Below are 24,146 nucleotides of genomic sequence, written 5' to 3'. Positions count from 1 at the left end.
TTAAACTTTCGCAGCCAGTACCATAACTGCCTGGGGCTGATGCCTTCATGGGCGGCGCACCATTCTCTGACGCTTTGCCCACTCATCTTGTATTCGGCTATTCGGGTTTCCCATAGCGCTTCCCGTTCGGCTTTGGTCATAAGAAAAAATCCTCCTCATCGAGCTTTTATCTGAGGAAGATTATCCCTTAAACTTGGGTATTATGCCAAGGTGGGTTGTATTTGACGCTTACCTTTATTACGACAAACCCAATGTGATTCAGGCCGCCGGAGGTGGATGGTTTAGCATCTGGCAAGCAATGACCTACCATTACGGATGGTTACAAAATGATTATGGTCAATGGGACAAAATTTTTGAGCCAGGTTATGTCACAGGCGCATCATTGATGGTTCGGAGGAAAACAATCGAAGAGGTAGGGATGATGAAAGAATCATTCTTTCTTTATTGTGAAGAACTGGAGTGGCAATTACGTGTCAAACAAAGAGGCTGGCGTATTTACTACTGTCCAAAGTCAATAATTTGGCACAAAGAAAGTGCATCGGTGGGAGTTGAGAGTCCGCTTAGGGAGTATTATAAAACTCGTAACGCTATTTGGATCGTCCGATGTTTTTGGTTTCGTGCGATCCTTCCTTCTGTGTTCTTTCATTTGCTCCGCTTCGGTCGACGGTTCATCCAAGGAAAGTGGGGCAATGCCCTTGCGATTTTAAGAGGCATTAAGGATGGAGTGTTAGGTAGGTGGGATTCTTGTGATAGTTCAAAAAAACTCGTCTGTACGGTTTAACATCAGGGCATAACACTCAGGATACACCTTAGAGAAACAAAAGAAATGTTTTATTATATAGCAGCCCTTACAAGTTTCTGGTCGATTTCGATGAGTCGTAATACTTTATGCAAGTCTATGCGCTTTCTTAAAACGGTTCTTTTTCTTGGTGGCATTCTAGGTTTTTTGAGTTTCATAAAGTATATATTTGCAGATTCATTAACATTCTTTTGTACTCAAGTGATACGCTATAATCCTTGGGAAGTTGTTGACTTTAGAATTCAAGGTGGAGCAATAATACTTTCATCATTCTCTTTGATTTGTGCAAGCATTTTCTTGTTACTGCATCTTCTTTTAAGAAAGTACTATCAAAGCCAGTGTTGGTTCTTACTTTAACAGGTAACAGTCTGGGGGTACTAACTTCGTATACACGTAGCCTTTGGGCGGTTATTGCAATATTACTTTTTTCTTTACTGCTATTGACTTGTCGTCAATAATTTTGGGTAACTATTCGAAAATTCGCGGTCGCTATTTTACTTATTTTACTCGTAGTTCTTCTTGGTATGCTATTGATAAAAGTAGTTTCATATTGATAAAAGTAGTTTCAGAACAAAACTCTTTTACTGTTTGGAACCAGTTAAGTAGCGGAGGAAGGGTTCGTGTTTTGGAATTAGCAACTAGTAAGGATTTAATATCGCTTCCAACAGTTGCTATGAGGATTAAGAAATCCATCGCAGCGTGGGATAGTTTTCTACATAGTCCGCTAATAGGCAAAGGTTTTGGCAAAGGTATGCTTCCTTACTCCATTATATATAAGAACTCCAATTCGGGTGAGTAAGTTTACCTTCATAATGCGTATTTGTGGTTCGCTGCAAAAGGGGGACTGATCCTAATGTTATCATACCTCTTTTATGTATTTGTCATCGTTGGCAGTTGCTTTCGGATTTGTGATATTTTGCCCCTTGGTAGGTACATTCTCTTTTTCCCGATAGCCCTTCTCCTAATAGAATCAATTGTTGCTCCATACATTCGTAACCCTGTTGGTGCTCTTTTGCTGGCCATGTAGGGTGGGAGTGTAACGGCATGGGCGAATGCAAATAAAAAAATAATGTCGAAAGGTAGTTACTGATATGAGGTACATCGGTTAAAAATCTAGGGGGATACCAATGCGCATTTTATTTTTAGCCAACGAGTTTCCATACCCGCCACGAAACGGGGGTACTTGGGCTACTTTCAATTTTCTTAAAGCTTTTGATTCTCTGGCGGCGGTTGATGTTCTTGGGTTCTCCCAAGATGAAGCGGGTCCTTCCTTGATCAAGGAAGCTACATGTTGCTTCAAACAGGTTCATTTTCTCGATCCAATTCGGCATCAAATTCGTATCCGAAGTAATTGGCATAAATTGTTACAGGTTGGTTTCGTGAGTATTGTAAATTGTTGGCCGTATGTAGCAGCTAAATTTTGGAATCGGAAGATGAAGAAACGTATAGTCTCACTCCTTAAAGAGAATAAGTACGACGCTATAGTGTTTAATCATCTCGGTATGACTTCGTACTTGAGAACAGTAAAAAACTGTGAACCAAATGTAAGGCTAGTTGTTATTGAGCAAAATGTAGAATCTGATCTCTTTAAGCCGAAGAGAGGTATAAGTTTGCCCTTATGGATATTGTTAAAACTTGAGCATTTTCGAGTTCATAAATATGAAAAAAAAGTGCTAAACTCAGTTGATCGGGTTGTAGCAATTAGTTCCGAAGATACACATAAACTTTATAGCTTAATTGGCAAAGGCAATAAAGACCTTATATTTACTATTGTTCCACCTGTTGAATCTAAGAATTTTAATTCCGAAACGATTTTACAAGATAAGGAAGCCATTTACTACATGGGAACCCTTTCGTGGCCGCCGAACCTAGAAGGGCTAAAGTGGTTTGTAGAAAACGTAGTTCCCCATTTGACAACCTTAAATGTACCGATCCGCATTATTGGGGGGAATATGGATAGACAATTATACGGTTGGCTGAAAGCTTCAGGGCTACAGCCGTTAGGATTTGTCCCTCAAGTTGATGTGGAGTTGAATAAGGCGTTCTGCCTTGTAGTACCTATACTGTCTGGAAGTGGAATCCGTATAAAGATTTTAGACGCATTCCGGATATGCGTTCCCGTAGTATCTACTTCCAAAGGAGCCGAAGGACTTCCTGTCAAAAACGGTGTTCATTTGCTTATAGAGGATGATCCTAAGTCTTTTGCATTTGCAGTTAAGAAATTAGTAGAGAATCCTAAACTGCGTCAAAAATTGGCAATGAATGCATTTTTATTGCTTCAGCGAGAGTTTGGACTAGAAACTGCTGTTGAACGTTTAAAGGTGTGTCTTAAATGAAACAAAAGTGTGAGAGATGGTGGATCGAAGGTATACCGGTAGATGTGCTAACACGTGAGAAAGTAGTAAATTTTATTGCTTACTGGCTTGATTCAGGGTGCGTGGGAAGGCGTATCCATACGCTAAATGTAGACCATGTAATGCTCGCGCTGAAGGACGATGAGTTTAAACATGCTATTTTATCGGCTGACCTTGTTGTCGCAGATGGGATGCCTTTGGTTTGGCTGTCTCGCGTGCACGGGCCGTTATTGCCGGAGCGAGTAACAGGTTCCGACTTGATATTAGACTTATGTGACTTGTCAGCCCGTAAGGGGTACAGTTTATACTTCCTCGGGGCGGCACCCGGCGTTGCAGAGAGGGCGGTGCAGCGGGCGAGGGCTCTTTATCCCGGTTGCCGCGTTGCAGGCTTCTATTCTCCTTCGCGCGAAGAGGTGGATAACTATTTAGCTTCGCTGGACTTGGTTAGAAAGGTGAACGATTCTGGTGCAAACATTTTATTAGTTGCATTTGGTGCTCCCCGACAAGAAAAGTGGCTTTCAAGGCATCAAGCAGGATTAAAGGTTGGCGTTTCTATTGGGGTTGGAGCGGCAATCGATTTTTTAGCAGGAGCCGTACCACGGGCTCCAAAGTTACTCAGAAAATGGGGGCTTGAATGGGCTTATCGCTTAGCACGCGAGCCGCGTCGGTTATGGAAAAGGTATTTGGTCCGTGATACATGTTTTCTTTGGGTTGCTATAAAACACATATTTAGGAGTAAGTAATCGTTTCGTAAACAGGTTATAACAGGGTTGAATTGCTAAAGATAGGCGCTTCTTAGCAGCCGGTACCTATAAATAATACCGGTTTAGGGCAACTCGGACTGGCAGGGTTAGCATAAAAAGGAAAGAAGCGTTCCCAGTTGGAGGATGGGTTCTTGGGACTTGGAAATTGTCTTGTGGACCCTTTCGAGGGTCGGTTCCGTTTCCGTGGATGCGTTAGCGGGAAGAAGCTCCGGAATCGATGATGGTAAAGCTAACAGGCAAAGTAAAGTGACTGGTTGATTAGGGTGGGTGGCCCAAACGGTGTCCACCAGCGTCAAGCGGGAGCATTTCCTGGCACTGGACAGGGGCACGGAAGGTTTTGGGGTGCTCTTTCGTGATCCGAGTCGGATTCCGTTGATCGTTATCTAACACCGACAGGAGTGGTACTTCTCCATAAAAGAAAATAAAAGAAAAAACGTGAACCGAGTGGGTAAGGAAGCGTCCTTGTTCTTAAAAACGATCGCATATAACTCAACTTCTTGGTAAGAGAAAATATACGGAACATCTTGACTCACACCTATTACTTGTAGGATCGGTCCTTTAAAGGATTTGTAGATCCAAATCATGAGTATTATCGTTTCTGCGATGGAGTTTTTTGGCGGAAGTTCGGCGCCGCAACGCGGGGTGCTTCAGGGGTGCTTCAGCCGAGAGCGGTTTAAAGGAGAAATTGAAGCGTTTGTGTTCGAAAAATGGGAAGAGTTCTCTTGCGGTAAAAAAGCATAACAAATATAGCCGAAATGGAGGGGCTGTTCATTGAAGAAAGCTTTGATTACCGGCATAACTGGCCAGGACGGTGCTTACCTGGCACAGTTTCTGCTAGAGAAAGGCTACCGGGTTTATGGCGCTTTTCGCCGTTCCAGCATGGTCAACCTGGAACGCCTCGAGTACCTGGGCATTACTGACCAAGTGGAACTGGTGCCGCTTGATCTTCTGGACTTGGGAAGCATCATCCGTGTGTTGGAGCGCGTGCAGCCGGATGAGGTTTACAATCTGGCAGCGCAGAGCTTTGTGGCCGTGTCGTTCGATCAGCCGGTGGCCACAGGCCAGATCACCGGCCTTGGTGCGGTAAACGTTCTGGAAGCGATCCGCATTTTTAACCCGAAGATAAGATTCTACCAGGCCTCTTCAAGCGAGATGTTCGGCAAAGTTCAAAATGTGCCCCAAAACGAGCAAACCCCTTTTTACCCCCGCAGTCCCTACGCAGCGGCCAAGGTTTACGCCCACTGGATGACGGTGAACTATCGCGAAGCCTATGGCCTTTTTGCGTGCTCTGGTATCCTTTTCAACCACGAGTCACCCCTGCGCGGCTTAGAATTTGTAACGCGCAAGATTACCTGCGGAGTAGCCCGCATCAAGTACGGTCTGGCTAAGGAACTGCGCCTGGGAAACCTGGAGGCTAAGCGGGACTGGGGCTATGCCGGGGATTACGTGGAGGCCATGTGGCTCATGCTTCAGCAAGCGCATCCGGACGATTATGTCATCGCTACAGGGGAAGCTCATTCGGTGCGTGAGTTCGCGGCGCTCGCGTTTACCTGTGCGGGACTGAATTGGGAAGATTACGTGGTGGTAGATCCGCAGTTTATGCGGCCCGCAGACGTGGAACTGCTGGTGGGAGACGCTTCCAAGGCCAGGTGCGTCCTGGGCTGGAAACCTAAGACGACTTTTGAACAACTGGTGGAGATGATGGTGGAAGCGGATTTAAGGCGCGTTCGCGACTCTCTGGGAGTGCGGTAGAAAATGCGTATTCTGATAACTGGCGCAGGCGGGTTCGTAGGATACCATTTGGTGGCATATCTTCGGTCTCGTGGGCACATCGTTTATGCCGGAGTGCGCAGTACCAAGCCGGAGTTTCCGCCGGGAGTTCAAACAGTCCACCTGGATATCCTGAATAGCGGTACATTGCACGATGTACTGAGCTTTATACGTCCCGAGGCAGTGGTGCACCTGGCGGCACAGAGCATGGTTGCCGTGTCGTGGCGCAAGCCGGCACAGACTTTCGCGGTGAACGTTCTTGGTACCATCAACCTGGTAGAAGCAGTAGCTCAAACGGTACCTGAATGTAAGATTATCACGGTCGGTTCCGGAGAAGAGTACGGCCTTACTGCAACGGGGGGAGGCCTGCTTACTGAGGACCACCCCTGTAGTCCTCACAATCCTTATGCTTTGAGTAAGTTTGCCATGGGGCAGGTGGCCTTGCAGATCGCACGTCGGTGCGGGCTGCGCGTGATCCATGTCCGTCCTTTCAATCATTTCGGGCCCGGGCAGCAGGAGGGATATGTGGTCAGCGACTTTGCCTCGCAGATCGCCCGCATCGAAGCAGGCCTCCAGCCGCCGGTCCTGCGGGTGGGAGATCTTTCACCCTGCCGGGACTTCACTGATGTACGGGACGTGGTAGAGGCCTATGCGGCACTGCTGGAATACGGAATGGAGGGTGAGATTTACAACGTATGTTCAGGTGAGGGCCGGTTCATACGGGAGGTTCTTGATCTGCTTTTGGAAGAGGCTCGGGTGCCGATTGAAGTAGAAGTTGACCCTGCCCGCATTAGACCCGCTGAGATTCCGGTTTTTGTGGGTTCCGCGGCCAAGCTATCTGGGGCTACAGGGTGGCGCCCTCAAAGAGATTTTGCCGTCAGCCTCCGGGAAACGTTGGATTGGTGGCGCCAGAAGGTGCGGGAGGTACCAAAATAACCGGGGTTAAGGAGATTGGGTAGGCAGGGAAAAAACTTTTTTCGGTTGTAGAGCAGGAAAGCGCGGTGAAGGCTGTCCAGAAAATACATATTGACATGGGAAGACCTTTTCTGGCTGGAGGTGCTGCGCCGCAATGCGGAGCGGTTCGGGCAGGAGCGGTTTAAAATGGAAGTTGCAGCTTTTGCCAGAGAGAAGTGGGAAGAGTTTCAGAAGGTAGGCAGGAAGGATAAATGAAAGCCCTCGTTCTCTCCGGCGGCAATGGGACGCGGCTTCGGCCCCTGATCTACACCACGGACAAGCAGATCCCAATGACCAACAAGCCCATCATTTTCTTCGTCTTCGAGCATGTCCGCGCGGCAGGCATAGAGCATGCGAGCATAATGATTTCCCCGGAGGCAGTTGGTGTCACGGCGGGCGCTATGGCGGCCACGGTGCTCTACAAGCTTCCGGACTTCGGGCGAGAGTCGGCGTCGGCTACCGTCTTATGTGAATTCCTGGGGTGGCTAAGAGGCGAGGAGGGTGGAAAGCCGGGGGCTATCCCGGCGTGTGCAGAATGGTTTTATCAAGGGATCCCGGAATTATATTTGAGCGCTTGCTAGGGCGATTGCTTGAGGGAATGGTTGTACCATTTATTGGGGCAGGCGTTTCCATCGACGCAAAACATCGTGGGGGCATTGCCGGCCTGACAAACACGCGCTGCATGTGCGAGCGCGTCTTGCAAGCGCTTCGTGAAAAATGCCAAACAAGAGACAGAGTGCATTGCACCTCGTGCGTAGTGCGCAAGGAAATCGAGAGTAATCCTAAAAAAGAAATCTCCTTTGATAAGGCCTGCGAGTTATGGGAGTGGTCCTGTTCGGGTGACCGGGGTGGTGGGACCTGTCGGAGATGCGAGCTTGTCCGTGAGATTCTGAAAATCCCTGAATTTGCAAACGTAGAGCCGGCAGACGCTCACTACTACATTGCCTTCCTTGCACGTGAAGGGCTCATCGATGAAGTGATCACAACGAATTACGACACCTGTATCGAAGATGCCTACTGCAAGACTTTTGGGTTCAGTAACGCCCTGGAAAGCGCCGATTCTCCCGCGTTGGTCATAGGAACCCTGGCCGAATACCGGTCCAAAGGTGGCAAAAGATTTGCAAACGGGATGAACAAGCGGCGTTGCCTCAAAGTTTACAAGATTAACGGATGCGCAAGCAGGCTGTGCGCAAGTCGTGTGGATGATTGTCATGGGTACTGCAAAAATATTCTCCTGACGGAAAGAGATCTACAGGACTGGGGCAAAAGAGGCTGGGCCCGGGATCTTTTCCGCGACCGGCTGCGTTCGCGCGCCCTGCTGTTTTCCGGTTTCGGCAGTGATGAGCCACAGGTGCGCCATACGGCCCTGCAGGTGTGTGAGGAATTTGCTTCGGAAGAACGTGACAACGCAACAAACCGTTCGCATAACTCTGACACAATATGGGAAAAACCTAATGCACCGTTTATAGTTGCATATGTGAATACACTTTCTTTTAGCCAGGCCCAGATAATGCGAGCTTATGCCCCTTACGAAGATGTTTCGTTAAGCCCCGAGAAAACGAATTCGAATGCGTTTCTCGGTTCCGACGTGCAATTTTTTGATGCCGGAGGCTCGTCAGACAAACAGCAACTGGAGGCTGACCTTTTCTGGAAACGCCTTTTCCAGGCTGCATTCTGGCGGCTCTTACGCAGGGCCTGCGGGCGTGAAAGCGCCATTGTGTCCTTTCTCCAGCCGGTGCTGCTCTGTGCTCCTGCATTGTTGATCGAAGCCCTCGACTGGTTTACCTCCCGGAATGAAGCGGAGTGCATTTTCGGCCGTTTTCCGGAAATGCTTAACCTGGCGGAAGACAGGGGAAGGATGATTCCCCTGGCCCGGTGGGTCGAGCGCGTGCGCACAATACAGCCAGAATTTAGGAGCGGCTTGTATCACCCCCTGGTGGACCGCCCCGTGCTTATCCCGGCTGTTCTCCTGTTAATCTATTTAATAATTGGTAATAATCACCGGAAATCCGACATTTCTTGGGAGGAACTGAGGGCAAAGATCAATGACGATGACGGCCCCCTGGGGCTCTCCATTGACGGGTGCCACATGTTTGGTGACGCTGGTGTCAGGTTGTACATAGCCCACCGCAACGTTGCAGAGCAGTTGCCACAAAAGGTTGTGTGCCACGGGCACAAGGAAATGACCGTGGCCATCCAGATAGTGGTCAACCCCTGGCGCGCTAGAACACGCAGGGTGCATTTAGTGGACGGGAAGGGTAATAGAGTCAAAGTGGTCACGGTTCGCCAGATTTCGATTCTTGAACTCTTTGGGCATGCGACCAGTGTTCCGGAGGCCATTAAGAGGTTCCGCGAGAGACTCCGCACAACTTTTCTCTTAATCGATCCCGGACGGGCCAGGGTGCACCACCGTTCAAAACCATTGCGTTCCTGGGGTGATGAAGATGGAAGATAAGAGTTTTGATGTAAATGAATGGGTTCTCGATGTCGACCTGGAATCGCTAATGGATTATACAGAATGTAAGGATTCCGGCCTGAACATTCATAACATCTACCTATCAGATGTTGCGTTGGCAGTCCACGTTTCCTGCAGGAACGGGGTTTCTGGGAGCAGCAACACCAGGGAGCACCTGGGACGGCTCCTGCGCTTTCTGTCCGGGTGTGCCGGGGAAGTGGGCTTCGTGCTTCCTGTGCTGTGTGTGATTGATGCTCCCGATGGAAAGAGGGCCATTGAAAAAACGGTGTTTGATCAATGGGCTGCCGACCAGGACTGGCACCGCGGCGACTTCTCCATTATCGTAATAAGCGACGATCAGACCCCGGAGGATATAATCCGGAGAACGCTGGGCGGCGTGGCGACGGCGTGGCCGCCGGTTGAACTGGAGCCCCACGACCTTGATGCTATTATCAACAGTTTTGAAAGCGAACGAAGGTCACAGCAGGTGTCGGATAATTACGCGAGTCTTTTGGCCGCCATGGCAGTGGCGTTGCGTGAGGGAAGCGGTGCTCCCATTAGCAAGTGGCTGGACGAGCGGATAAACGATGTGCGTCGGCTCATGGCGGGGAGGGATACCAATGAACCATAGACATGTATTTCGCGTAAAATCGCTGAAACTTTGCCGGTTCAGGGGATTTGTAAGCATCTCTCCGGCAATCATCGACACCGATGCCGATGTTGTGTTGCTGACAGGTCCTAACGGATTCGGCAAGACAAGCCTCATTGATGCGCTCTGCCTGTTGCTGAACGGCCATTATTATGCGGAAAGGCGTCCGCTGGTTTCTTATACGGCTGCTGACGGCAATGGCTTCCATTATGCTCAAATAGAGGCTACAGTAGAATGCGCCGGCTCCGAAAACGATACAAGGATGGTTACCGTTCGCGACAACCAGAAAGATCCTCCCGATATTTCGCCCCCGGACAGCTTCTGTCCCAATGGTATTTCTCAAGAACTGGCCGCCCGCTGCAGCTTCTATTACCAGGATCTCTTGAGCAAGCTATTTGAAGAAGAAGATGCGCAGGTTCGCCTGCTGGAATTTCTCAGGCCCTTGCCGGAACCGGTATCGCTGGTTCGTGATGCTGTAAAAAAGGCGCGGGGGCAATGGAGAGAACTGGTATCCCGTGAACTGAGCAATCTGGCCGGCGAGGAGGGGCTGCCCAATGAGAGCACGCTCAACGAGGAGAGAAAGCGAGCTGCGGCTGCTTTCAGGGATGCCTGGCATGACCTGGTAGACATAGCCAGTGCGGAAGGAGGTATCAGACTACCCGGGAGGACCGGGGACTGGCTGTTTCTAATTAAATCGGACAACCTGCGCTCCGGATGGGCAGGTGAACTCAGGAACCTGGCGGCAGACTGTTTGGCCCTGCTTCTGCCGGATCGGACGCAGCCCGCCCCGGACGAGAAACCGTCTCTTTCCTTGCGCCTCATTGAAGAATCACTTCTAGAGCTACGGCGCAAAGCAATTGGTCGAATAAGCGAGGCGGAAGAGAAGCTCCGCTCATTACTCGAGGACCTCCCCGGTGATACCGTGCTGCTGCCGCCTCACGCCTGGCCGGCAGAAGAAAAGGATATAGCTGCGGCATTGGGAAGAACCAGAGATCTGGAAGCTCAAGTTTCGTTTCTCGAAAGGTTGGAACGGCACTTCGGCAACCCCGGGGGTCCCGATCTGCTGACAGTTTTGGTCGCACTGCGGGACAAGGGTGGAGATTGGCTTAAGGTGCCGGATGCCGCCACTGATTTCAGCCCTCCTCCCCCAGTCATCGAATGGCTGCGTGAGGCCGTATCGCACGATCTGACCGGGTTGGCGGACCAGTTAGAGAAATGGCAGTCGCGGGTTACGGCAAGACGTCTTGAGCTTGTGCAGCACCTTTCTGACCTGCAAAAAACAATCCGTGACAAAAAGGCGCTTCTGGAAAAGTACAGGCAGATCTACGAACTGATGCAGCAGGATTTACGGATCAGCCATCATTTTAAGGCCTTAATAGATGCCGGTTCGCCTATTTTCCCCGCGGAACTGAAAAAATTGTTGAGGAGTACAGGAGCAAAAGACAATCTTCTCACAGCTATTGAGCGCGTACGGGCAGCAGTATCGCAGTGGATACAGGTAGAGGAACTCGACGAAAAAAGGAAAGTCGCTCTACAGCGAAGGGCCGGTTACATGCAGGTCAGGGAGATGATAGATTCAATTACCGGAGCCCTGGAGCGGGAAGCCGGAAAAAATTCGGTGTTGAACTCGGCAATTCTCCCACCGGATGACGTAATCAGGGACCTGCAGCACATGGTAAACGGGGTTCTGAATCGTTTTCGCCTCGTGGACGGTATTTATCCCGTTCGCTTTGAAGCCAGGCGGGACAAGAGGGGGAAGGCAGGGTCATCCTTACAGGTTTACGCGGCGGACGACCGTCCGCTGAGCGCCTTGTCTACGGGCCAGAAGGCTCAACTGGGCCTGGCGATGATCCTTGGCCTCAATTATTCCCTCAACAGGTATATTGGTCATAACATTATTGCCCTGGATGACGTAACCACTGCCTTTGATATGGCGCAGCTACCGCGGACTGCCGCGCTCATCAGGCAAATTGCATATGCGAGCGGTGAGGCATCCGCCCGCCGCCAGGTCTTTATCGTCAGCCACCACGAAGACCTGACCAATCGTCTCCTTGACTTCCTTATCCCCCCTGAGGGTAGAAAGATGCGAATTTTGAACTTTGTCAATTGGACTCCAAATAACGGGCCGATGATTGAGCAAAGGGAAGTTATTGCGGGTTTGGAGGCTTCTGAAAGGAATAGGAAGAAGTTTGTGGAAACCCTCAAATCCATTTGTCTGGCGGGCTATTAGCAAGGGTGAGACCGTATATAATACCTTAATGAAGAGCACCCCTTTGAAGGTTTTGTACTGGAGTGGTAAATCAAAAAAAATTGCGGGTTTGTGGGTCGGGACAAGCCTGGCTGGATGAATTAATTGGTGAGCTGGTGCAGGAAAATGAGCCGTTCTAATAACATTGCCAGGGCTACGGCGGTGATCGCCGTTTTTACTTTGCTTTCCAAAATACTGGGCTTTGTAAGGGAGATGGCCCTGGCCTACGTTTTCGGGGCCAGCGCGGCTACCGACGCCTACCTGGTGGCGTACACCGTGCCCAATGTAATCTTTGCCGTGCTGGGCGGGGCGCTGACCGTGACGGCGGTGCCGCTGTTTGCCTCCTACGCCACGGCGGGCAAAAGGGACGAGGCCTGGCGGCTTTTTGCCGTCTTCTCCACTTTGTTGAGTGCTGTCCTGCTGGCGGTGGTGCTGGCCGGTGTGCCCCTGGCGCGGCAGATCGTGTGGCTGGTGGCCCCGGGCCTGCCGGAAGGCACGGCCCGGCTGGCGGCGGTCTTGCTGGCGGTAATGCTGCCGGGCGTGCTGTTTCTGTCCCTGGCCAACCTTTTCTACGGTCTTTTAAACGCCAATCACATCTTCGGGCCGCCGGCCCTGGGGCCGGTGGTCACCAATGTGTTTATCATTGCTTCCATTCTGGCCGGCCTGAGGTTTGGCATTGCGGCCGTGGCCGTGGGGACCCTGCTGGGTAATATTGCCGCCATGGTGCTGCAGCTGCCCTATTTGCGGCGGGCGGGTTTTCCCTTTCGCCCCGCGCTGGAGTTCCACCACCCGGGCTTAAAGCAGGCCTTTGGCCTGATGTTCCCGGTGATGATTGGTACGGGGATTGGCCAGGTTTACCTCATCATCGACCGCGTTCTGGCCTCGGGCCTGCCCGAAGGCAGCATTTCGGCACTCAACTATGCTTCCAAGCTTATCCTGCTGCCCCAGGGGGTGATTGTGATGGCCCTGGGTACGGCCATTTTTCCTGCGCTGTCGAATAAGGCCGCTTCCGGGGATGATACCGGTTTTAGCCTTACCTTGCTGCGGGCGGTGAAAACAGTTTTGCTTGTCGCCCTGCCCGCGGGTGTGGGCCTGGCCGCCCTGCGGGAGCCGGTGGTGAGGCTGCTTTTTGCCCGCGGCGCTTTTGACGAAAGAGATGCGGCCATGACCGTTTTCGCCCTTTTGTGCTTTTCCTTTGGCCTGGCGGGGCAGTGTTTGGGGCCTGTGCTCACGCGGGGCTTTTACGCCCTGCAGGACACGGCCACGCCGGTGAAGGTGGGGGTATGCACGGTGGGGTTGAACCTGGTTTTCAGCCTGCTGCTCATCCGGCCGCTGGCCCACGGCGGGCTGGCCCTGGCCAATTCCCTGGCGGCGACATTTAACGTGGTGGTGCTGTTTTATCTGCTGGCGCGAAAAGTTCCCGGGTTCGGTGTAAAAAAAGCCCTTTTCTTTGCGGCCGGCACGGCCGTAGCTTCCCTTCTGGCGGGAGGTGCGGCGGCGTTCGTGGACGGGTACCTGGCCGGTGTGCTGGCGGGAGGTACCGCGGTTCTGGCCCTGCGGCTGGTTATGGATGCCCTGGCCGGGCTGCTGGTATTCGCCGGGGTCTGCCGGTTCCTTAGGCTGGACGAATACCTGTACCTGGAAGGTATCCTCCGGCGGGCCTTTCAGCGCGGGATGAGCTTTATCCGCGCGAGACCGTTGTACCGGTCCAGATAGGAAAGCTTTTGTAGGGTACGTCGTAAAAGGGCTGTATGGGCTCCATATGTACTTTTATACTCATCATCGCAGATCGGGAAATACAGGATAGCGGGTCAGGGAGCGGTTTAAACGGGAGATCAAGATGTTTGTTAAGCAAAAATAGATGGAAGCTAGTCATTTATTGAAATAGCTGAGGTAGGGGGACGAATCTACGGTGCGTTGCAGCGTGGTTATCATGGCTGGCGGGTCGGGCGAACGCTTCTGGCCCTACAGCAGAAAAGAGAAACCCAAGCAGTTCCTGCCGGTAGCCGGCGAGGGGACCCTTCTGCAGCAGGCAGTGCGCCGCGCAAGGTTGCTTGTACCCTGGTCAAATATCTACATTGTAACCGGCTGCCAGTACCTTGGCTTGGTGCGCGAGCAGGTGCCTGATTTGCCGCCGGAAAATCTTCTGGTGGAGCCCGTGGGACGAGATACGGCTCCCTGCATCGCCCTGGCGGCCAGTTTGCTTAAGGCCAGGGATCCGGGGACTGTCATGGTGGTTTTGCCGTCGGATCATATGATCCTGGATGAGAAGCGGTTTGCAGAGGCCATCCGGGACGCCGTGGCTGTCGCAAAGGAGACCAAAGGTCTGGTCACCATAGGCATCCGGCCCACGCGCCCGGAGACGGGATACGGGTATATACATGTGGGCCCCATTTCTCGCGTAGAAATGGGGCGCGCCCTCAGAGTGCGGAAGTTTACCGAAAAGCCGGATTTGGAAACGGCTATGGCTTTTCTTGCCTCCGGAGAATACCTGTGGAACAGCGGGATGTTCGTCTGGGAAGTCCGGGCTATTCAGGATGCTCTTGAGCGCTACCTGCCCGAGCTGGCTTGCGGCATGCGCCCCATAGCCGAAGCTGTAGGAACGGCAAGCTTTGACGCCGTGCTGGCCGGGCATTTTCCTCGCTTGCCCAGGATATCCATTGATTACGGCGTTATGGAAAAGGCGGATAACGTCTGGGCCGTTCCCGGGGATTTTGGCTGGGATGACCTGGGTACCTGGACGGCCCTGGAACGTGTAGCCGGGAAGGATGCAGATGGTAATCTGGTACAAGGACAGGCTGTGCTGGTAGATACCAGGGAGACCATTATCCGCAGTGACAGCGGTAAGCTGGTGGTGACTTTTGGGCTGAAAGATACCCTGGTAGTGGAAACGCCCGACGTGCTGCTGGTGGCTGATAAGAAGCGAGCCCAGGACTTGAAAGCAGTTTTAAATGAACTCCGGCGGCAGGGGTTGGATAGATTCTTGCAGCGCCTTACAACTCCAGGGCCTTGGTAAAGTCCAGCTCAGGCTTTATTCTACTCCCGAAACCCGTATCCCTTGCGAGGAAGAGCGAAAGGGAGAAGTGGTAAAGTATGTTATCGAATCTTTTCGTAAAGAAGGCCATGAGGTAATTGATGTAGGCGGCGCGCGCATCCAGTTTCCTTCCGGCTGGGGCCTGGTCCGGGCTTCCAACACCCAGCCGGTGCTGGTGGCCAGGTGCGAGGCAAGGAGCCTGGCGGAATTGGAAGAGATTGCGGATAAATTGAAGAATACTCTTATCTGTGCGGGAGTAAAGGAATTCCAGTGGGATTTTCCGGCGGAGGAATAAGCTGGCGTCAACCAACGGGGCGGTGTTTTCTGGGACGGGTGGCAGTTCTGAACGGCCGGAACCACGTCGTCCCGGTGATTGAAAAGCCGGAGGAGTTATAAATTAAAAAAATTGCGGGTTTGTGAGCCGGGACAAGTCTGGTTGAATGAATTAATTGGTGAGCTGGTGCAGGAAAATGAGCCGTTCTAATAACATTGCCAGGGCTACGGCGGTGATCGCCGTTTTTACTTTGCTTTCTAAAGTACTGGGGTTTATGCGCGAAATGGCTCTGGCCTGCGTTTTCGGGGCCAGCGCAGCCACTGATGCCTACCTGGTGGCGTACACCGTCCCCAATGTGGTCTTTGCCGTGCTGGGCGGGGCGCTGACCGTGACGGCGGTGCCACTGTTTGCCTCCTACGCTTCGGCGGGTAAGAAGGAGGAGGCCTGGCGTCTTTTCGCCGTCTTCTCCACCCTGCTGAGCCTGGTCCTGCTGGCGGTGGTGCTGGCCGGTGTACCCCTGGCACGGCAGATCGTGTGGCTGGTGGCCCCGGGCCTGCCGGAAGGCACGGCCCGGCTGGCGGCAGCTTTGCTTGCGGTCATGCTGCCGGGTGTGCTGTTTCTTTCCCTGGGCAACCTTTTCTACGGCCTCTTAAACGCCAACGGCATTTTCGGGCCCCCAGCCCTGGGTCCCGTGGTTACCAATATATTCATCATTGCTTCCATTCTGGCCGGCCTGAGGTTTGGCATTGCAGCCGTGGCCGTAGGGACCCTGCTGGGTAATATTGCCGCCATGATTTTGCAGATGCCCTACCTGGGGCGGGCGGGTTTTCCCTTTCGCCCCGCGCTGGAGTTCCACCACCCCGGCTTGAAGCAGGCCTTTGGCCTGATGTTCCCGGTGATGATTGGTACGGGGATTGGCCAGGTTTACCTTATCATCGACCGCGTTCTGGCCTCGGGCCTGCCCGAAGGCAGCATTTCGGCCCTCAATTATGCTTCCAAGCTCATTTTGCTGCCCCAGGGGGTGATAGTCATGGCCCTGGGCACGGCAATTTTTCCTGTGCTGTCGAATAAGGCCGCTTCCGGGAACGATACCGGTTTTAGCCATACCCTGCTGCGGGCGGTGAAAACAGTTTTGCTTGTCGCCCTGCCCGCGGGTGTGGGCCTGGCCGCCCTGCGGGAGCCGGTGGTGAGGCTGCTTTTTATGCGCGGTGCCTTTGACGAGAATGACCTGGCCATGACCGTTTTCGCCCTTTTGTGCTTTTCCTTTGGCCTGGCGGGGCAGTGTTTGGGGCCGGTGCTCACGCGGGGCTTTTACGCCCTGCAGGACACGGCCACGCCGGTGAAGGTGGGGGTATGCACGGTGGGGTTGAACCTTGCCCTGAGCCTTGTGCTGGTCCGGCCGCTTGCGCACGGCGGCCTGGCCCTGGCCAATTCCTTGGCGGCGACATTTAACGTGGTGGTGTTATTTTATCTGCTGGCGCGAAAAGTTCCCGGGTTCGGTGTAAAAAAGGCCCTTTCCTTTGCGGCCGGCGCAGCCGCAGCTTCTCTTCTGGCGGGAGGTGCGGCGGCGCTCGTGGACGGGTACCTGGCCGGTGTACTGGCAGGAGGTACCGCGGTTCTGGCCCTGCGGCTGGTTATGGATGCGCTGGTTGGTGCGGTGGTGTTTGCCTTGGTGTGCCGGTTGCTCAGGCTGGACGAGTACCTGTACCTGGAGGGTGTCCTCCGGCGGGCCTTTTTGCGCGGGATGAGCTTTATCCGCGCGAGACCTTTGTACCGGTCCAGGTAGGGATGGCATCTGTTATAGTAGCATTGTTGCTATACATGGTACCCCTGTTTTGTTATAATACAATTAAGAGGTGGTATCATGGGTATCCTGGAAGTTTCGAAAAGTGAGATAAAAGAATATCAGAAGTTGAAGATTATCTCTGAGATGGTCCTTTTAAAGGAACATATTAAGCTTTTTGAACAAAAATATGGATGTAGCTTTATAGAGTTTGAGAGGCGCATCAAACAGACGGCAGAAGACTTTGAGAGCTGGGACGACTATCTTGAGTGGAAGGCTTATCAGCGTAGCTTTGAAGGGCTTAAAAGAAGATTGGTGAAATAGATCGTGCTCATGCGCCTCATCATAAACAGATCCACACATATCTCCATCACAAACACCTGGGAGGAAAAATTTTGGCCTCAAACGAAATGACCCTGGAAGATGTGTTAAAATACATTGATACTTTTCTTGAAAAAGATAGGCATCAGTTTCCGGGAAGGTGAACTCTACCGATTGTGTATTGTAGCATAAAGACGTTTCCTCACTGTTTACATGGCGGTAATTAAACTGGGACGAGTCGGGTGTTGCTGTTGGCATTAAAAGTTCAGAAACAATGGTGGCGGTGGCTAATGGTTGGGGCCTGCCTGCTGGCCATCGCTTATTTTTCCGGCCAGTCCTTTGCCGAGCAGGACCTGCGGCCGGAGATCTGGCGCCACACTGGCCTTGTGGAAAAGGTGCGGGAACTGCCGCCGGTAAGCTTTTCCTACAGCGGTCAACTGGTAGACAACCGCCTTGCCCCGGCGGATTTCATCCAGTTCTGGCTGCGTAAAGGTGCCCATGTGGTAATTTACGGAGCACTGGGTCTCTCGTTGGCCGCCGCTCTGGAAAGGGTGAATAAAAGACGCTGGTTTTTAGCCGGGATGATCCTGGTTCTGGTGGCCGCCCTGGACGAGTGGCACCAGACTTTTGTTCCCGGCCGCACCGGCCGGGCGGTTGACGTGCTGGTGGACCTGGCGGGGTTTGTGGTTTTGGCCTTCTTATCCCGGCTGGCTATGTGCGTGAAAAAGCGTCTGACATCCTCCGAGAGGTAGGTAAAAGATTTCTGGTGCAGGATATATCACCTGGCAGGACGCATAACTGATAGGCATCGTGGTTCGCGGTAGCCGGGCGGCAGCAAAGGAAAGACCTTACGTCGTTAGCGAGGTGACCCCATGCCTTCTTTTGGCGAAAGACTGGCCTATTTACGCAATCAAAGAGGATTATCCCAGGCGGAGCTTGCCCGCCTGTTAGATGTAGGGCAAAGTACCATTGCCATGTACGAGAAAAACAAGCGTTCGCCAGATCACCATTCGCTAATACGCCTGGCGGACTTTTTTGGTGTGTCTACGGATTATCTCCTGGGGCGCATTGATCAGCCGCACGCAAATGAGCACGAAGGGGTCAAAGGCCCACCCCTGGATGAGAAACTATGGTCAGTTGCCACCGACCCCCTCTTTGCCGATCTCCTCAGGCAAGTACCTGACCTCGCCGGAGAAGAAAAGCAATCTCTGGCCGAATACTGGGAGTTGGTCCTGCAGTACGTAAGAAGGAGAAAGGGGCGCCGCCAGGAAAGAAATTAGGGGTTGGGCAAGAATTTTTGGCCCCGGTTTTCCCTTACCCCAGAAATCCAACACAGGCAGGATATATGAAAAGACAAAAATAAAGGAGGTTTTTCATGCACGTTCTTGTTACCGGCGGGGCGGGCTATATCGGCAGTCACACTGTGAAAGAACTCCTCCAGGCGGGTTATAAGGTGACAGTGCTGGACAACCTTTCCCGGGGCCACCGGGCGGTGGCGCGGGTGCTCCCCGGGGCTGAATTCGTCTGGGGGGACATTGCCGACCGGGAGCTGGTGGGCGGTCTTTTGCGGACCCGGAATATACGGGCCGTGCTCCACTTTGCCGCCCTGAGCCTGGTGAGCGAATCGGTGGCCGAACCGTCCCTTTATTACCACAACAACGTGGTCAAGGGCCTGTCTCTCCTGGAGGCGGTGCGGGAAGCGGGAGTACCTTACTTCATTTTTTCTTCCACCGCCGCCGTTTACGGCGAGCCGGTACAGGTGCCCATTGAGGAGGGCCACTCCCTGGTCCCCACCAACCCCTACGGGGCCACCAAGCTGTCCTTTGAGGAGGCGTTGCGCTGGTACGGCGTTGCTTACGGTTTAAAGTACATCATTCTGCGGTACTTTAACGCCGCCGGAGCCGATCCGGAGGGCGAACTGGGCGAGGACCACCAGCCCGAAACCCACCTCATTCCCCTGGTGCTGCAGGCGGCCCTGGGGCTGCGCCCGAAAGTAACCATTTTCGGCACCGATTATCCCACGCCGGACGGGACCTGCATGCGGGACTACATCCACGTCACTGACCTGGCGGCGGCCCATGTGCTGGCGCTGCGGGCCCTGGAGGGCGAGCTTCTTTCGGGGGCATACAATTTGGGTAACGAGCAGGGTTACTCGGTTCGCGAGGTGGTGGAGGTGGCAAGGCGGGTGACCGGGCGGAACTTCCCGGTAGAGGAAGGAGCACGGCGGCCGGGGGACCCGGCGGTGCTGGTGGCCTCCTCCCGGCGCATCAGGGAAGAGCTGGGCTGGCGCCCCCGCTACGGCGACCTGGAAACCATCGTCCGCACGGCCTGGGAGTGGCACCGGCGGCACCCGGAGGGCTATGGAGATGGGACTAAGACGGGCTTTCATGATTGACCTGGCCGTGTTAAATTTAAGCAGGTACCAGAAGGGGAATGACCGCGCTTCTTGAAACCCTTCTGGACCTGATGTAAACTGTAACCAGAAAGAATGTTCAAAATGGGCTTCAGGCCGGAAAAAAGGGTGCGCGTAAAGCTGGAATTCCTGCGCATGCTGGCCCGGATGAAACTGGACCCGGCGCGGATGGAACTGCTGGCCGTCTTTTTCGAGACTTACCTGAAGCTGAACCGCGAGGAAGAAGAACAACTTTATCGGGAATTGGGTAAAATGGACAAAAGGGAGGTTGACGCCATTATGCAGATGACCACCAGCTGGTATGAAAAAGGCCGTGCGGAAGGCCGTGCGGAAGGTCGTGCAGAAGGGCGTGTGGAGAAAGCGCGGGGAATCATTTGTAAATATCTGTCCCGTAAGTTTGGGGATAAGTCGGCCGGCTTGCAGCAAAAGGTCGAGCGTATGACCGATTTGGAAACGCTGGACTATATCCTGGAGCGGCTGTTTGCCGCTAACTCCCTGGAAGAATCCCGGGCCATCATATGGGAGGAACTGAGCAGAGCCACTCAGTGAGTGTATCTTGAAAAATTATATTCCCCAGAGCAGGCAGTTTCCTGAACAGCGGAAATAACACTTTCTTATCTCGGCTGGCTATGTGGTAAAAAAGCGGCTGAGATCTTACCCCGGGTAAAACAGGGGATAAAAATTCCTTTCGCGGAATATATTACCTGGCAGGGCGCTTTACTAATGTACATCGAGCTCCGTGATAGCCGGCGGCGGCAAGGCTATACTATTTACGGTGGTACATGGGAAGTGACTTTACAGCAGTATAAATTCATGGGATAATCCTATTAGTGATTCTATTAGTGAAAACTAAAAAATCAACTGGAGTAAAGCAACTCAAAGAGATTTAGCGGGTTATGAGAGGAATTCACAATTTAGTCGAAGGATAATCTTCAGGGGTGTTCGCTATGTTCAGTCCCAAAAAACAAAAACAATCGGAAACCACCTCTAAAAAATCTGTATATATCATTATAAATCCCTGGAAGCGGAGGCAGATTGCCCGGAGGAAAGCAGCTGCCGAAGCACTAAAGGGTATTTGGGCTGATAAGGATGATTCCTTCTTTTCGGGGCGGTAACTCATGCGAATTTTGCTGGATACCAATATTTTGGTTGATTATTTTCGTTCGCAAAGAAGTTCCCGCCCTAAAAATCAGCGGCAAGCATATTGTTGCCAGCAAGCGGTCCAATTCATTGACCAGTCGATTGAACGGGGTGTGGAATTGGCCATATCATGTCACACTTTAAAAGAACTGCTTCAATATAAGAATATATCAGCGCAAGAAGAAAAACGAATACTGGAAAATCTCCCTTTAATGTGTGACATTCTCGATACCAACAAGGAAGTTGCTTACATTGCGGGCCTCCTATCACGCCACTCTGCCGAGTACCGTGAACACCACGTAGAAGATTGTTACATAGCGGCCACCGCCATAGCCTATAAATTGCCGCTATATACCAGAAACCCGGACGATTTTAAATATGTCCCGCATCCGGATTTGAAAATAGTGGTTCCGTATCAGTATGAGGCTGACGTAACTTCATAAACAAAATCTAATACAGCTTGCAGGCTCTTAACGAGGCGATGCTGAAGAACAATTAGTTAACAAAGAAAGCGGTCAGACCCGGCAGGTGTAGAGCTGCCGGCGTTTTCATTTGTGTGGAGAAGGTGCGGGTTCTGCCGCCGGTAAGCTTTTCCTACCGTGGCCAGCCCGTGAACAACCGCCGAGCTCCAGCGGATTTCATCCAGTTCTGCTGCGCAAGGGGGCGCATGTGGTAATTTACGGAGCACTGGGCCTGTCGCTGGCCGCTGCCCTGCAAGGGCTGAATAAGAGACGCTGGTTTGTGGCGGGGATGATCCTGGTTCTGGTGGCCTCCCTGGACGAGTGGCGCCAGACCGAAACCCACCTCATTCCCCTGGTGCTGCAGGCGGCCCTGGGGCTGCGCCCGAAAGTGACCATTTTCGGCACCGATTATCCCACGCCGGACGGGACCTGCGTGCGGGACTACATCCACGTCACCGACCTGACTGCGGCCCACGTGCTGGCGCTGCGGACCCTGGAGGGCGGGCTTCCTCCGGGTGTGTACAATTTGGGCAACGAGCGGGGCTACCCGGTTCGGGAGGTGGTGGAGGTCGCCCGCCGCGTTACCGGCCGCGATTTCCCGGTGATGGAAGGGGACCGGCGGCCGGGGGACCCGGCGGTGCTGGTGGCCTCCTCCCGTCGTATCAGGGAAGAGCTGGGCTGGCGCCCCCGCTGCGGCGACCTGGAAACTATCCTCCGCACGGCCTGGGAGTGGCACCGGCGGCATCTGGAAGGTTATGGAGATGGGACTTGTTATTTGCCCGTTGCTGGAGGTAGGCTTTCATGATTGACCTGCACGCACATATCCTGCCCGGTCTTGACAACGGCGCGCCGGATTTGGGCGAGGCTTTGTCGATGGCCTGGCTGGCGGTGGAGGACGGGATCGAATCCCTGGTGGCCACGCCCAACGTAATACATAGGGAAGTTTCTTTTACACCCACGGGGAAATTCTTGTAAAAGTGGCCGGGCTAAACAGGCAACTGGGCAGTCATAAAATAGACCTAAAATAGACAAATAGCCGGGTTCATGGTAAAATAAGAACAGTAAGATGAGTAAAATCTGTAAGAGGAGGAACTTTGAATGTATACCGTTACTGTTTCCTCCAGGGGCCAGGTAGTTATACCGGTGGAAGTTAGAAAAAGAATGAATATCAAAGAGGGAGACCTTCTTTCTGTGAAAGAAGAGGGAGAAAGAATAATACTGAAGCCCGTGCGTAAAAGGAGTGTGCTGAAAGGCGTCGCAGAGAAGACGGCGGGGCTGCTTTCCGATATGGAAATGAGCGGCCGGGAGTATGTAGAAATGCTGCGTGAGGGTTCTGGTAGGAGGTTAGACGAGCTTGAAGGTGGTTGTTGATACCAATATCATTATAGACCACCTGCGCGGTGTTCCCCAGGCGGTCAAATTACTTAAGGAGATTGAAGAAGGTAGTCTTGAAGGTTTAATTTCTACTATTACCCTGATGGAGATAATGGCTGCACCCAAAATGAGCAAGGAGCGGTTATCAGCCGTTAAGGAATTATTGGGAATCTTCGAGCATTGTCCGGTTGATAATCAGACCGCAATTACAGCTGGCAGTCTTTTAGCGAAGTACCGCCGTTCACACGGCCTGGAACCGATGGATGCCTTAATTGCAGCGACGGCCAAAGTTAATGAAGCCGTCCTTTTTACGTTGAATACAAGGCATTTCAAGTATATCGAGGGCTTGATTGCAGTCAATCCATACGATGCTGAGGTATAAAATAATGCATGTATAATTGCCGGGTTCACATTGCTTTCCAAAACAATGGGCTTTGTGCGGGAGCTGTTTTTTTCAAAACCTACCTGAAGCTGAACCGCGAGAAAGAATAACAACTTTACCGGGAATTAGGTAAAATGGACAAAAAGAAGGTTGATGCTATTATGCAGATGACCACCAGCTGGTATGAAAAAGGCCGTGCGGAAGGCCGTGCGAAAGGTCGTGCCGAAGGGCGTGTGGAAGGAAAGATTGAAGCCAAGCGGGAGGTTATGTGCAAATACCTGGCCCGCAGGTTCGGAGTTGATTCTGCCAGTGTGCAGGACAAAGTGCAGCAGCTGACCGACATGGATTCACTGGACCGGGTACTGGAGCAGCTGTTTGCCGCCAACACCCTGGAAGAAGCCCGGAACATCATATGAGAGGAACTGAGCAGAGCCACCCAGTAAGTGTATAGAAGGTATTTCCGGCTCGTGGTGCTGGTTTTGGGCTGGGGCTTTCTCTGTTGTTCATGGGGCGACATTGCCGGCTGGGAGCTGGGGAGCGGGCTTTTGCGGGCCAGGAATATACGGGCAATCTCAAGGTTTATGTTGAAAAACGAGTGAGGATAGTCTAAAGTAGCAGATTATGAAACCGTTTATTAGCTTCTCTGATGGCATCAGACTTTTGTTCCCGGCCGCACCGGCCGGGCGGTGGACGTGCTGGTGGACCTGGCGGGGTTTGTGGTTTTGGCCTTTTTCTTTTCTTTGTTTATACGGTTCAGGGAAAAACCTTTTGCATCACAGGAAATTCATGCTGTTGGCAGGGGGTCGTCATCTGTGCCATTGTTTGGTGAGAGGCTGGCATTTTTGCGCCAGCAAAAGGGGCTTTCCCAGGCGGAGCTTGCCCGCCTGCTGGGTGTGGGGCAGAGCACCATAGCCATGTACGAAAAAAATAAACGTTTGCCGGATTACCAGTTTTTGATACGTCTGGCGGAT

Annotated in this window: 29 protein-coding genes and 1 pseudogene; 29 read left to right on the top strand and 1 reads right to left on the bottom strand. The window is 52.5% G+C overall.

Annotated features, from left to right (window positions below; all coding sequences use genetic code 11):
- A partial coding sequence (gene tnpA / locus BUA65_RS19375) for an IS66 family insertion sequence element accessory protein TnpA (RefSeq protein WP_439328949.1) occupies nt 1-140 on the bottom strand: 140 nt, incomplete at its 3' end.
- Between the two features lie 53 nt (nt 141-193).
- Here tnpA and BUA65_RS15400 point away from each other — a divergent pair.
- The 29 genes and pseudogenes from BUA65_RS15400 to BUA65_RS19130 all read left to right on the top strand — a co-directional run.
- Nucleotides 194-781 carry a glycosyltransferase family 2 protein gene (locus BUA65_RS15400; protein ID WP_072870996.1) on the top strand — a complete coding sequence of 196 codons (588 nt, stop codon included), beginning with the start codon at nt 194-196 and terminating at the stop codon, nt 779-781.
- Between the two features lie 1,145 nt (nt 782-1,926).
- Nucleotides 1,927-3,135 carry a glycosyltransferase gene (locus BUA65_RS15395; RefSeq protein ID WP_072870994.1) on the top strand — a complete coding sequence of 403 codons (1,209 nt, stop codon included), beginning with the start codon at nt 1,927-1,929 and terminating at the stop codon, nt 3,133-3,135.
- Nucleotides 3,132-3,896 carry a WecB/TagA/CpsF family glycosyltransferase gene (locus BUA65_RS15390; protein WP_072870992.1) on the top strand — a complete coding sequence of 255 codons (765 nt, stop codon included), beginning with the start codon at nt 3,132-3,134 and terminating at the stop codon, nt 3,894-3,896. The genes BUA65_RS15395 and BUA65_RS15390 overlap by 4 nt, the downstream gene beginning before the upstream one ends.
- Before the next feature lie 603 nt (nt 3,897-4,499).
- Entirely contained in the window at nt 4,500-4,658 is a 159-nt protein-coding gene (locus tag BUA65_RS18415; RefSeq protein WP_165613279.1) for a hypothetical protein, read from the top strand.
- A gap of 30 nt (nt 4,659-4,688) precedes the next feature.
- The gene (gene gmd, locus BUA65_RS15385; protein ID WP_072870990.1) at nt 4,689-5,669 is read left to right on the top strand and encodes a GDP-mannose 4,6-dehydratase; all 981 of its coding nucleotides are present in this window, start codon (nt 4,689-4,691) and stop codon (nt 5,667-5,669) included.
- A gap of 3 nt (nt 5,670-5,672) precedes the next feature.
- On the top strand, nt 5,673-6,623 hold the full coding sequence (locus BUA65_RS15380; protein WP_072870988.1) for a GDP-mannose 4,6-dehydratase: 951 nt from the start codon (nt 5,673-5,675) through the stop codon (nt 6,621-6,623).
- A 90-nt stretch (nt 6,624-6,713) separates the two neighbouring features.
- Nucleotides 6,714-6,857 carry a hypothetical protein gene (locus BUA65_RS18410; RefSeq protein ID WP_165613278.1) on the top strand — a complete coding sequence of 48 codons (144 nt, stop codon included), beginning with the start codon at nt 6,714-6,716 and terminating at the stop codon, nt 6,855-6,857.
- Nucleotides 6,854-7,222 carry a sugar phosphate nucleotidyltransferase gene (locus tag BUA65_RS19370; protein WP_072870987.1) on the top strand — a complete coding sequence of 123 codons (369 nt, stop codon included), beginning with the start codon at nt 6,854-6,856 and terminating at the stop codon, nt 7,220-7,222. Before BUA65_RS18410 ends, BUA65_RS19370 begins: the two co-directional genes overlap by 4 nt.
- A 17-nt stretch (nt 7,223-7,239) precedes the next feature.
- A complete protein-coding gene (locus BUA65_RS15370) occupies nt 7,240-9,096 on the top strand; it encodes an SIR2 family protein (protein WP_165613277.1) in 1,857 nt (618 codons plus the stop codon).
- Nucleotides 9,086-9,727 carry a hypothetical protein gene (locus BUA65_RS15365; RefSeq protein ID WP_072870984.1) on the top strand — a complete coding sequence of 214 codons (642 nt, stop codon included), beginning with the start codon at nt 9,086-9,088 and terminating at the stop codon, nt 9,725-9,727. Before BUA65_RS15370 ends, BUA65_RS15365 begins: the two co-directional genes overlap by 11 nt.
- Nucleotides 9,717-11,975: an AAA family ATPase gene (locus BUA65_RS15360; protein WP_072870982.1), complete on the top strand. Its 2,259-nt coding sequence runs from the start codon at nt 9,717-9,719 to the stop codon at nt 11,973-11,975. The genes BUA65_RS15365 and BUA65_RS15360 overlap by 11 nt, the downstream gene beginning before the upstream one ends.
- Before the next feature lie 144 nt (nt 11,976-12,119).
- On the top strand, nt 12,120-13,709 hold the full coding sequence (murJ, locus tag BUA65_RS15355; protein WP_072870980.1) for a murein biosynthesis integral membrane protein MurJ: 1,590 nt from the start codon (nt 12,120-12,122) through the stop codon (nt 13,707-13,709).
- 196 nt (nt 13,710-13,905) lie between these two features.
- Complete coding sequence (locus tag BUA65_RS15350) at nt 13,906-15,009, top strand: mannose-1-phosphate guanylyltransferase (RefSeq protein ID WP_242656356.1); 1,104 nt, start codon at nt 13,906-13,908, stop codon at nt 15,007-15,009.
- On the top strand, nt 14,945-15,322 hold the full coding sequence (locus BUA65_RS15345) for a hypothetical protein (protein WP_072870979.1): 378 nt from the start codon (nt 14,945-14,947) through the stop codon (nt 15,320-15,322). Before BUA65_RS15350 ends, BUA65_RS15345 begins: the two co-directional genes overlap by 65 nt.
- A 175-nt stretch (nt 15,323-15,497) precedes the next feature.
- Complete coding sequence (gene murJ, locus BUA65_RS15340; RefSeq protein WP_072870977.1) at nt 15,498-17,087, top strand: murein biosynthesis integral membrane protein MurJ; 1,590 nt, start codon at nt 15,498-15,500, stop codon at nt 17,085-17,087.
- A gap of 78 nt (nt 17,088-17,165) precedes the next feature.
- The gene (locus BUA65_RS15335) at nt 17,166-17,408 is read left to right on the top strand and encodes an MJ0235 family protein (RefSeq protein WP_072870976.1); all 243 of its coding nucleotides are present in this window, start codon (nt 17,166-17,168) and stop codon (nt 17,406-17,408) included.
- Nucleotides 17,396-17,569: a toxin-antitoxin system TumE family protein gene (locus BUA65_RS19250; RefSeq protein WP_369332855.1), complete on the top strand. Its 174-nt coding sequence runs from the start codon at nt 17,396-17,398 to the stop codon at nt 17,567-17,569. The genes BUA65_RS15335 and BUA65_RS19250 overlap by 13 nt, the downstream gene beginning before the upstream one ends.
- Before the next feature lie 126 nt (nt 17,570-17,695).
- Nucleotides 17,696-18,157: a VanZ family protein gene (locus BUA65_RS15330; RefSeq protein WP_072870974.1), complete on the top strand. Its 462-nt coding sequence runs from the start codon at nt 17,696-17,698 to the stop codon at nt 18,155-18,157.
- Nucleotides 18,158-18,277: 120 nt separating this feature from the next.
- Entirely contained in the window at nt 18,278-18,685 is a 408-nt protein-coding gene (locus BUA65_RS15325) for a helix-turn-helix domain-containing protein (RefSeq protein ID WP_072870972.1), read from the top strand.
- A gap of 95 nt (nt 18,686-18,780) precedes the next feature.
- On the top strand, nt 18,781-19,800 hold the full coding sequence (galE, locus tag BUA65_RS15320; RefSeq protein WP_072870970.1) for a UDP-glucose 4-epimerase GalE: 1,020 nt from the start codon (nt 18,781-18,783) through the stop codon (nt 19,798-19,800).
- 102 nt (nt 19,801-19,902) lie between these two features.
- On the top strand, nt 19,903-20,367 hold the full coding sequence (locus BUA65_RS15315) for an RpnC/YadD family protein (RefSeq protein ID WP_242656354.1): 465 nt from the start codon (nt 19,903-19,905) through the stop codon (nt 20,365-20,367).
- 569 nt (nt 20,368-20,936) lie between these two features.
- Nucleotides 20,937-21,401 carry a PIN domain-containing protein gene (locus BUA65_RS15310; protein ID WP_072870968.1) on the top strand — a complete coding sequence of 155 codons (465 nt, stop codon included), beginning with the start codon at nt 20,937-20,939 and terminating at the stop codon, nt 21,399-21,401.
- Nucleotides 21,402-21,510: 109 nt separating this feature from the next.
- The gene (locus BUA65_RS15305) at nt 21,511-22,224 is read left to right on the top strand and encodes a VanZ family protein (protein WP_278246290.1); all 714 of its coding nucleotides are present in this window, start codon (nt 21,511-21,513) and stop codon (nt 22,222-22,224) included.
- Nucleotides 22,221-22,394, top strand: a complete 174-nt coding sequence (locus tag BUA65_RS18405) for a CpsB/CapC family capsule biosynthesis tyrosine phosphatase (protein ID WP_165613276.1) — start codon at nt 22,221-22,223, stop codon at nt 22,392-22,394. The genes BUA65_RS15305 and BUA65_RS18405 overlap by 4 nt, the downstream gene beginning before the upstream one ends.
- A gap of 123 nt (nt 22,395-22,517) precedes the next feature.
- Complete coding sequence (locus BUA65_RS15300; RefSeq protein ID WP_072870966.1) at nt 22,518-22,790, top strand: AbrB/MazE/SpoVT family DNA-binding domain-containing protein; 273 nt, start codon at nt 22,518-22,520, stop codon at nt 22,788-22,790.
- Entirely contained in the window at nt 22,780-23,175 is a 396-nt protein-coding gene (locus BUA65_RS15295) for a type II toxin-antitoxin system VapC family toxin (RefSeq protein WP_242656357.1), read from the top strand. Before BUA65_RS15300 ends, BUA65_RS15295 begins: the two co-directional genes overlap by 11 nt.
- Nucleotides 23,176-23,309: 134 nt before the next feature.
- The gene (locus tag BUA65_RS15290; protein ID WP_242656353.1) at nt 23,310-23,591 is read left to right on the top strand and encodes an RpnC/YadD family protein; all 282 of its coding nucleotides are present in this window, start codon (nt 23,310-23,312) and stop codon (nt 23,589-23,591) included.
- Nucleotides 23,592-23,828: 237 nt separating this feature from the next.
- Nucleotides 23,829-23,882 (top strand): annotated as a pseudogene (locus BUA65_RS19245) (hypothetical protein); the annotation flags it as partial.
- On the top strand, nt 23,862-24,146 hold a 285-nt coding region (locus BUA65_RS19130), incomplete at its 3' end, for a helix-turn-helix domain-containing protein (protein ID WP_341349627.1). The pseudogene BUA65_RS19245 and the gene BUA65_RS19130, both read left to right, overlap by 21 nt.

Source organism: Desulfofundulus thermosubterraneus DSM 16057, assembly GCF_900142025.1.
GTDB classification, from domain to species: domain Bacteria; phylum Bacillota; class Desulfotomaculia; order Desulfotomaculales; family Desulfovirgulaceae; genus Desulfofundulus; species Desulfofundulus thermosubterraneus.
This window is presented reverse-complemented; position numbering and strand designations above follow the sequence as displayed.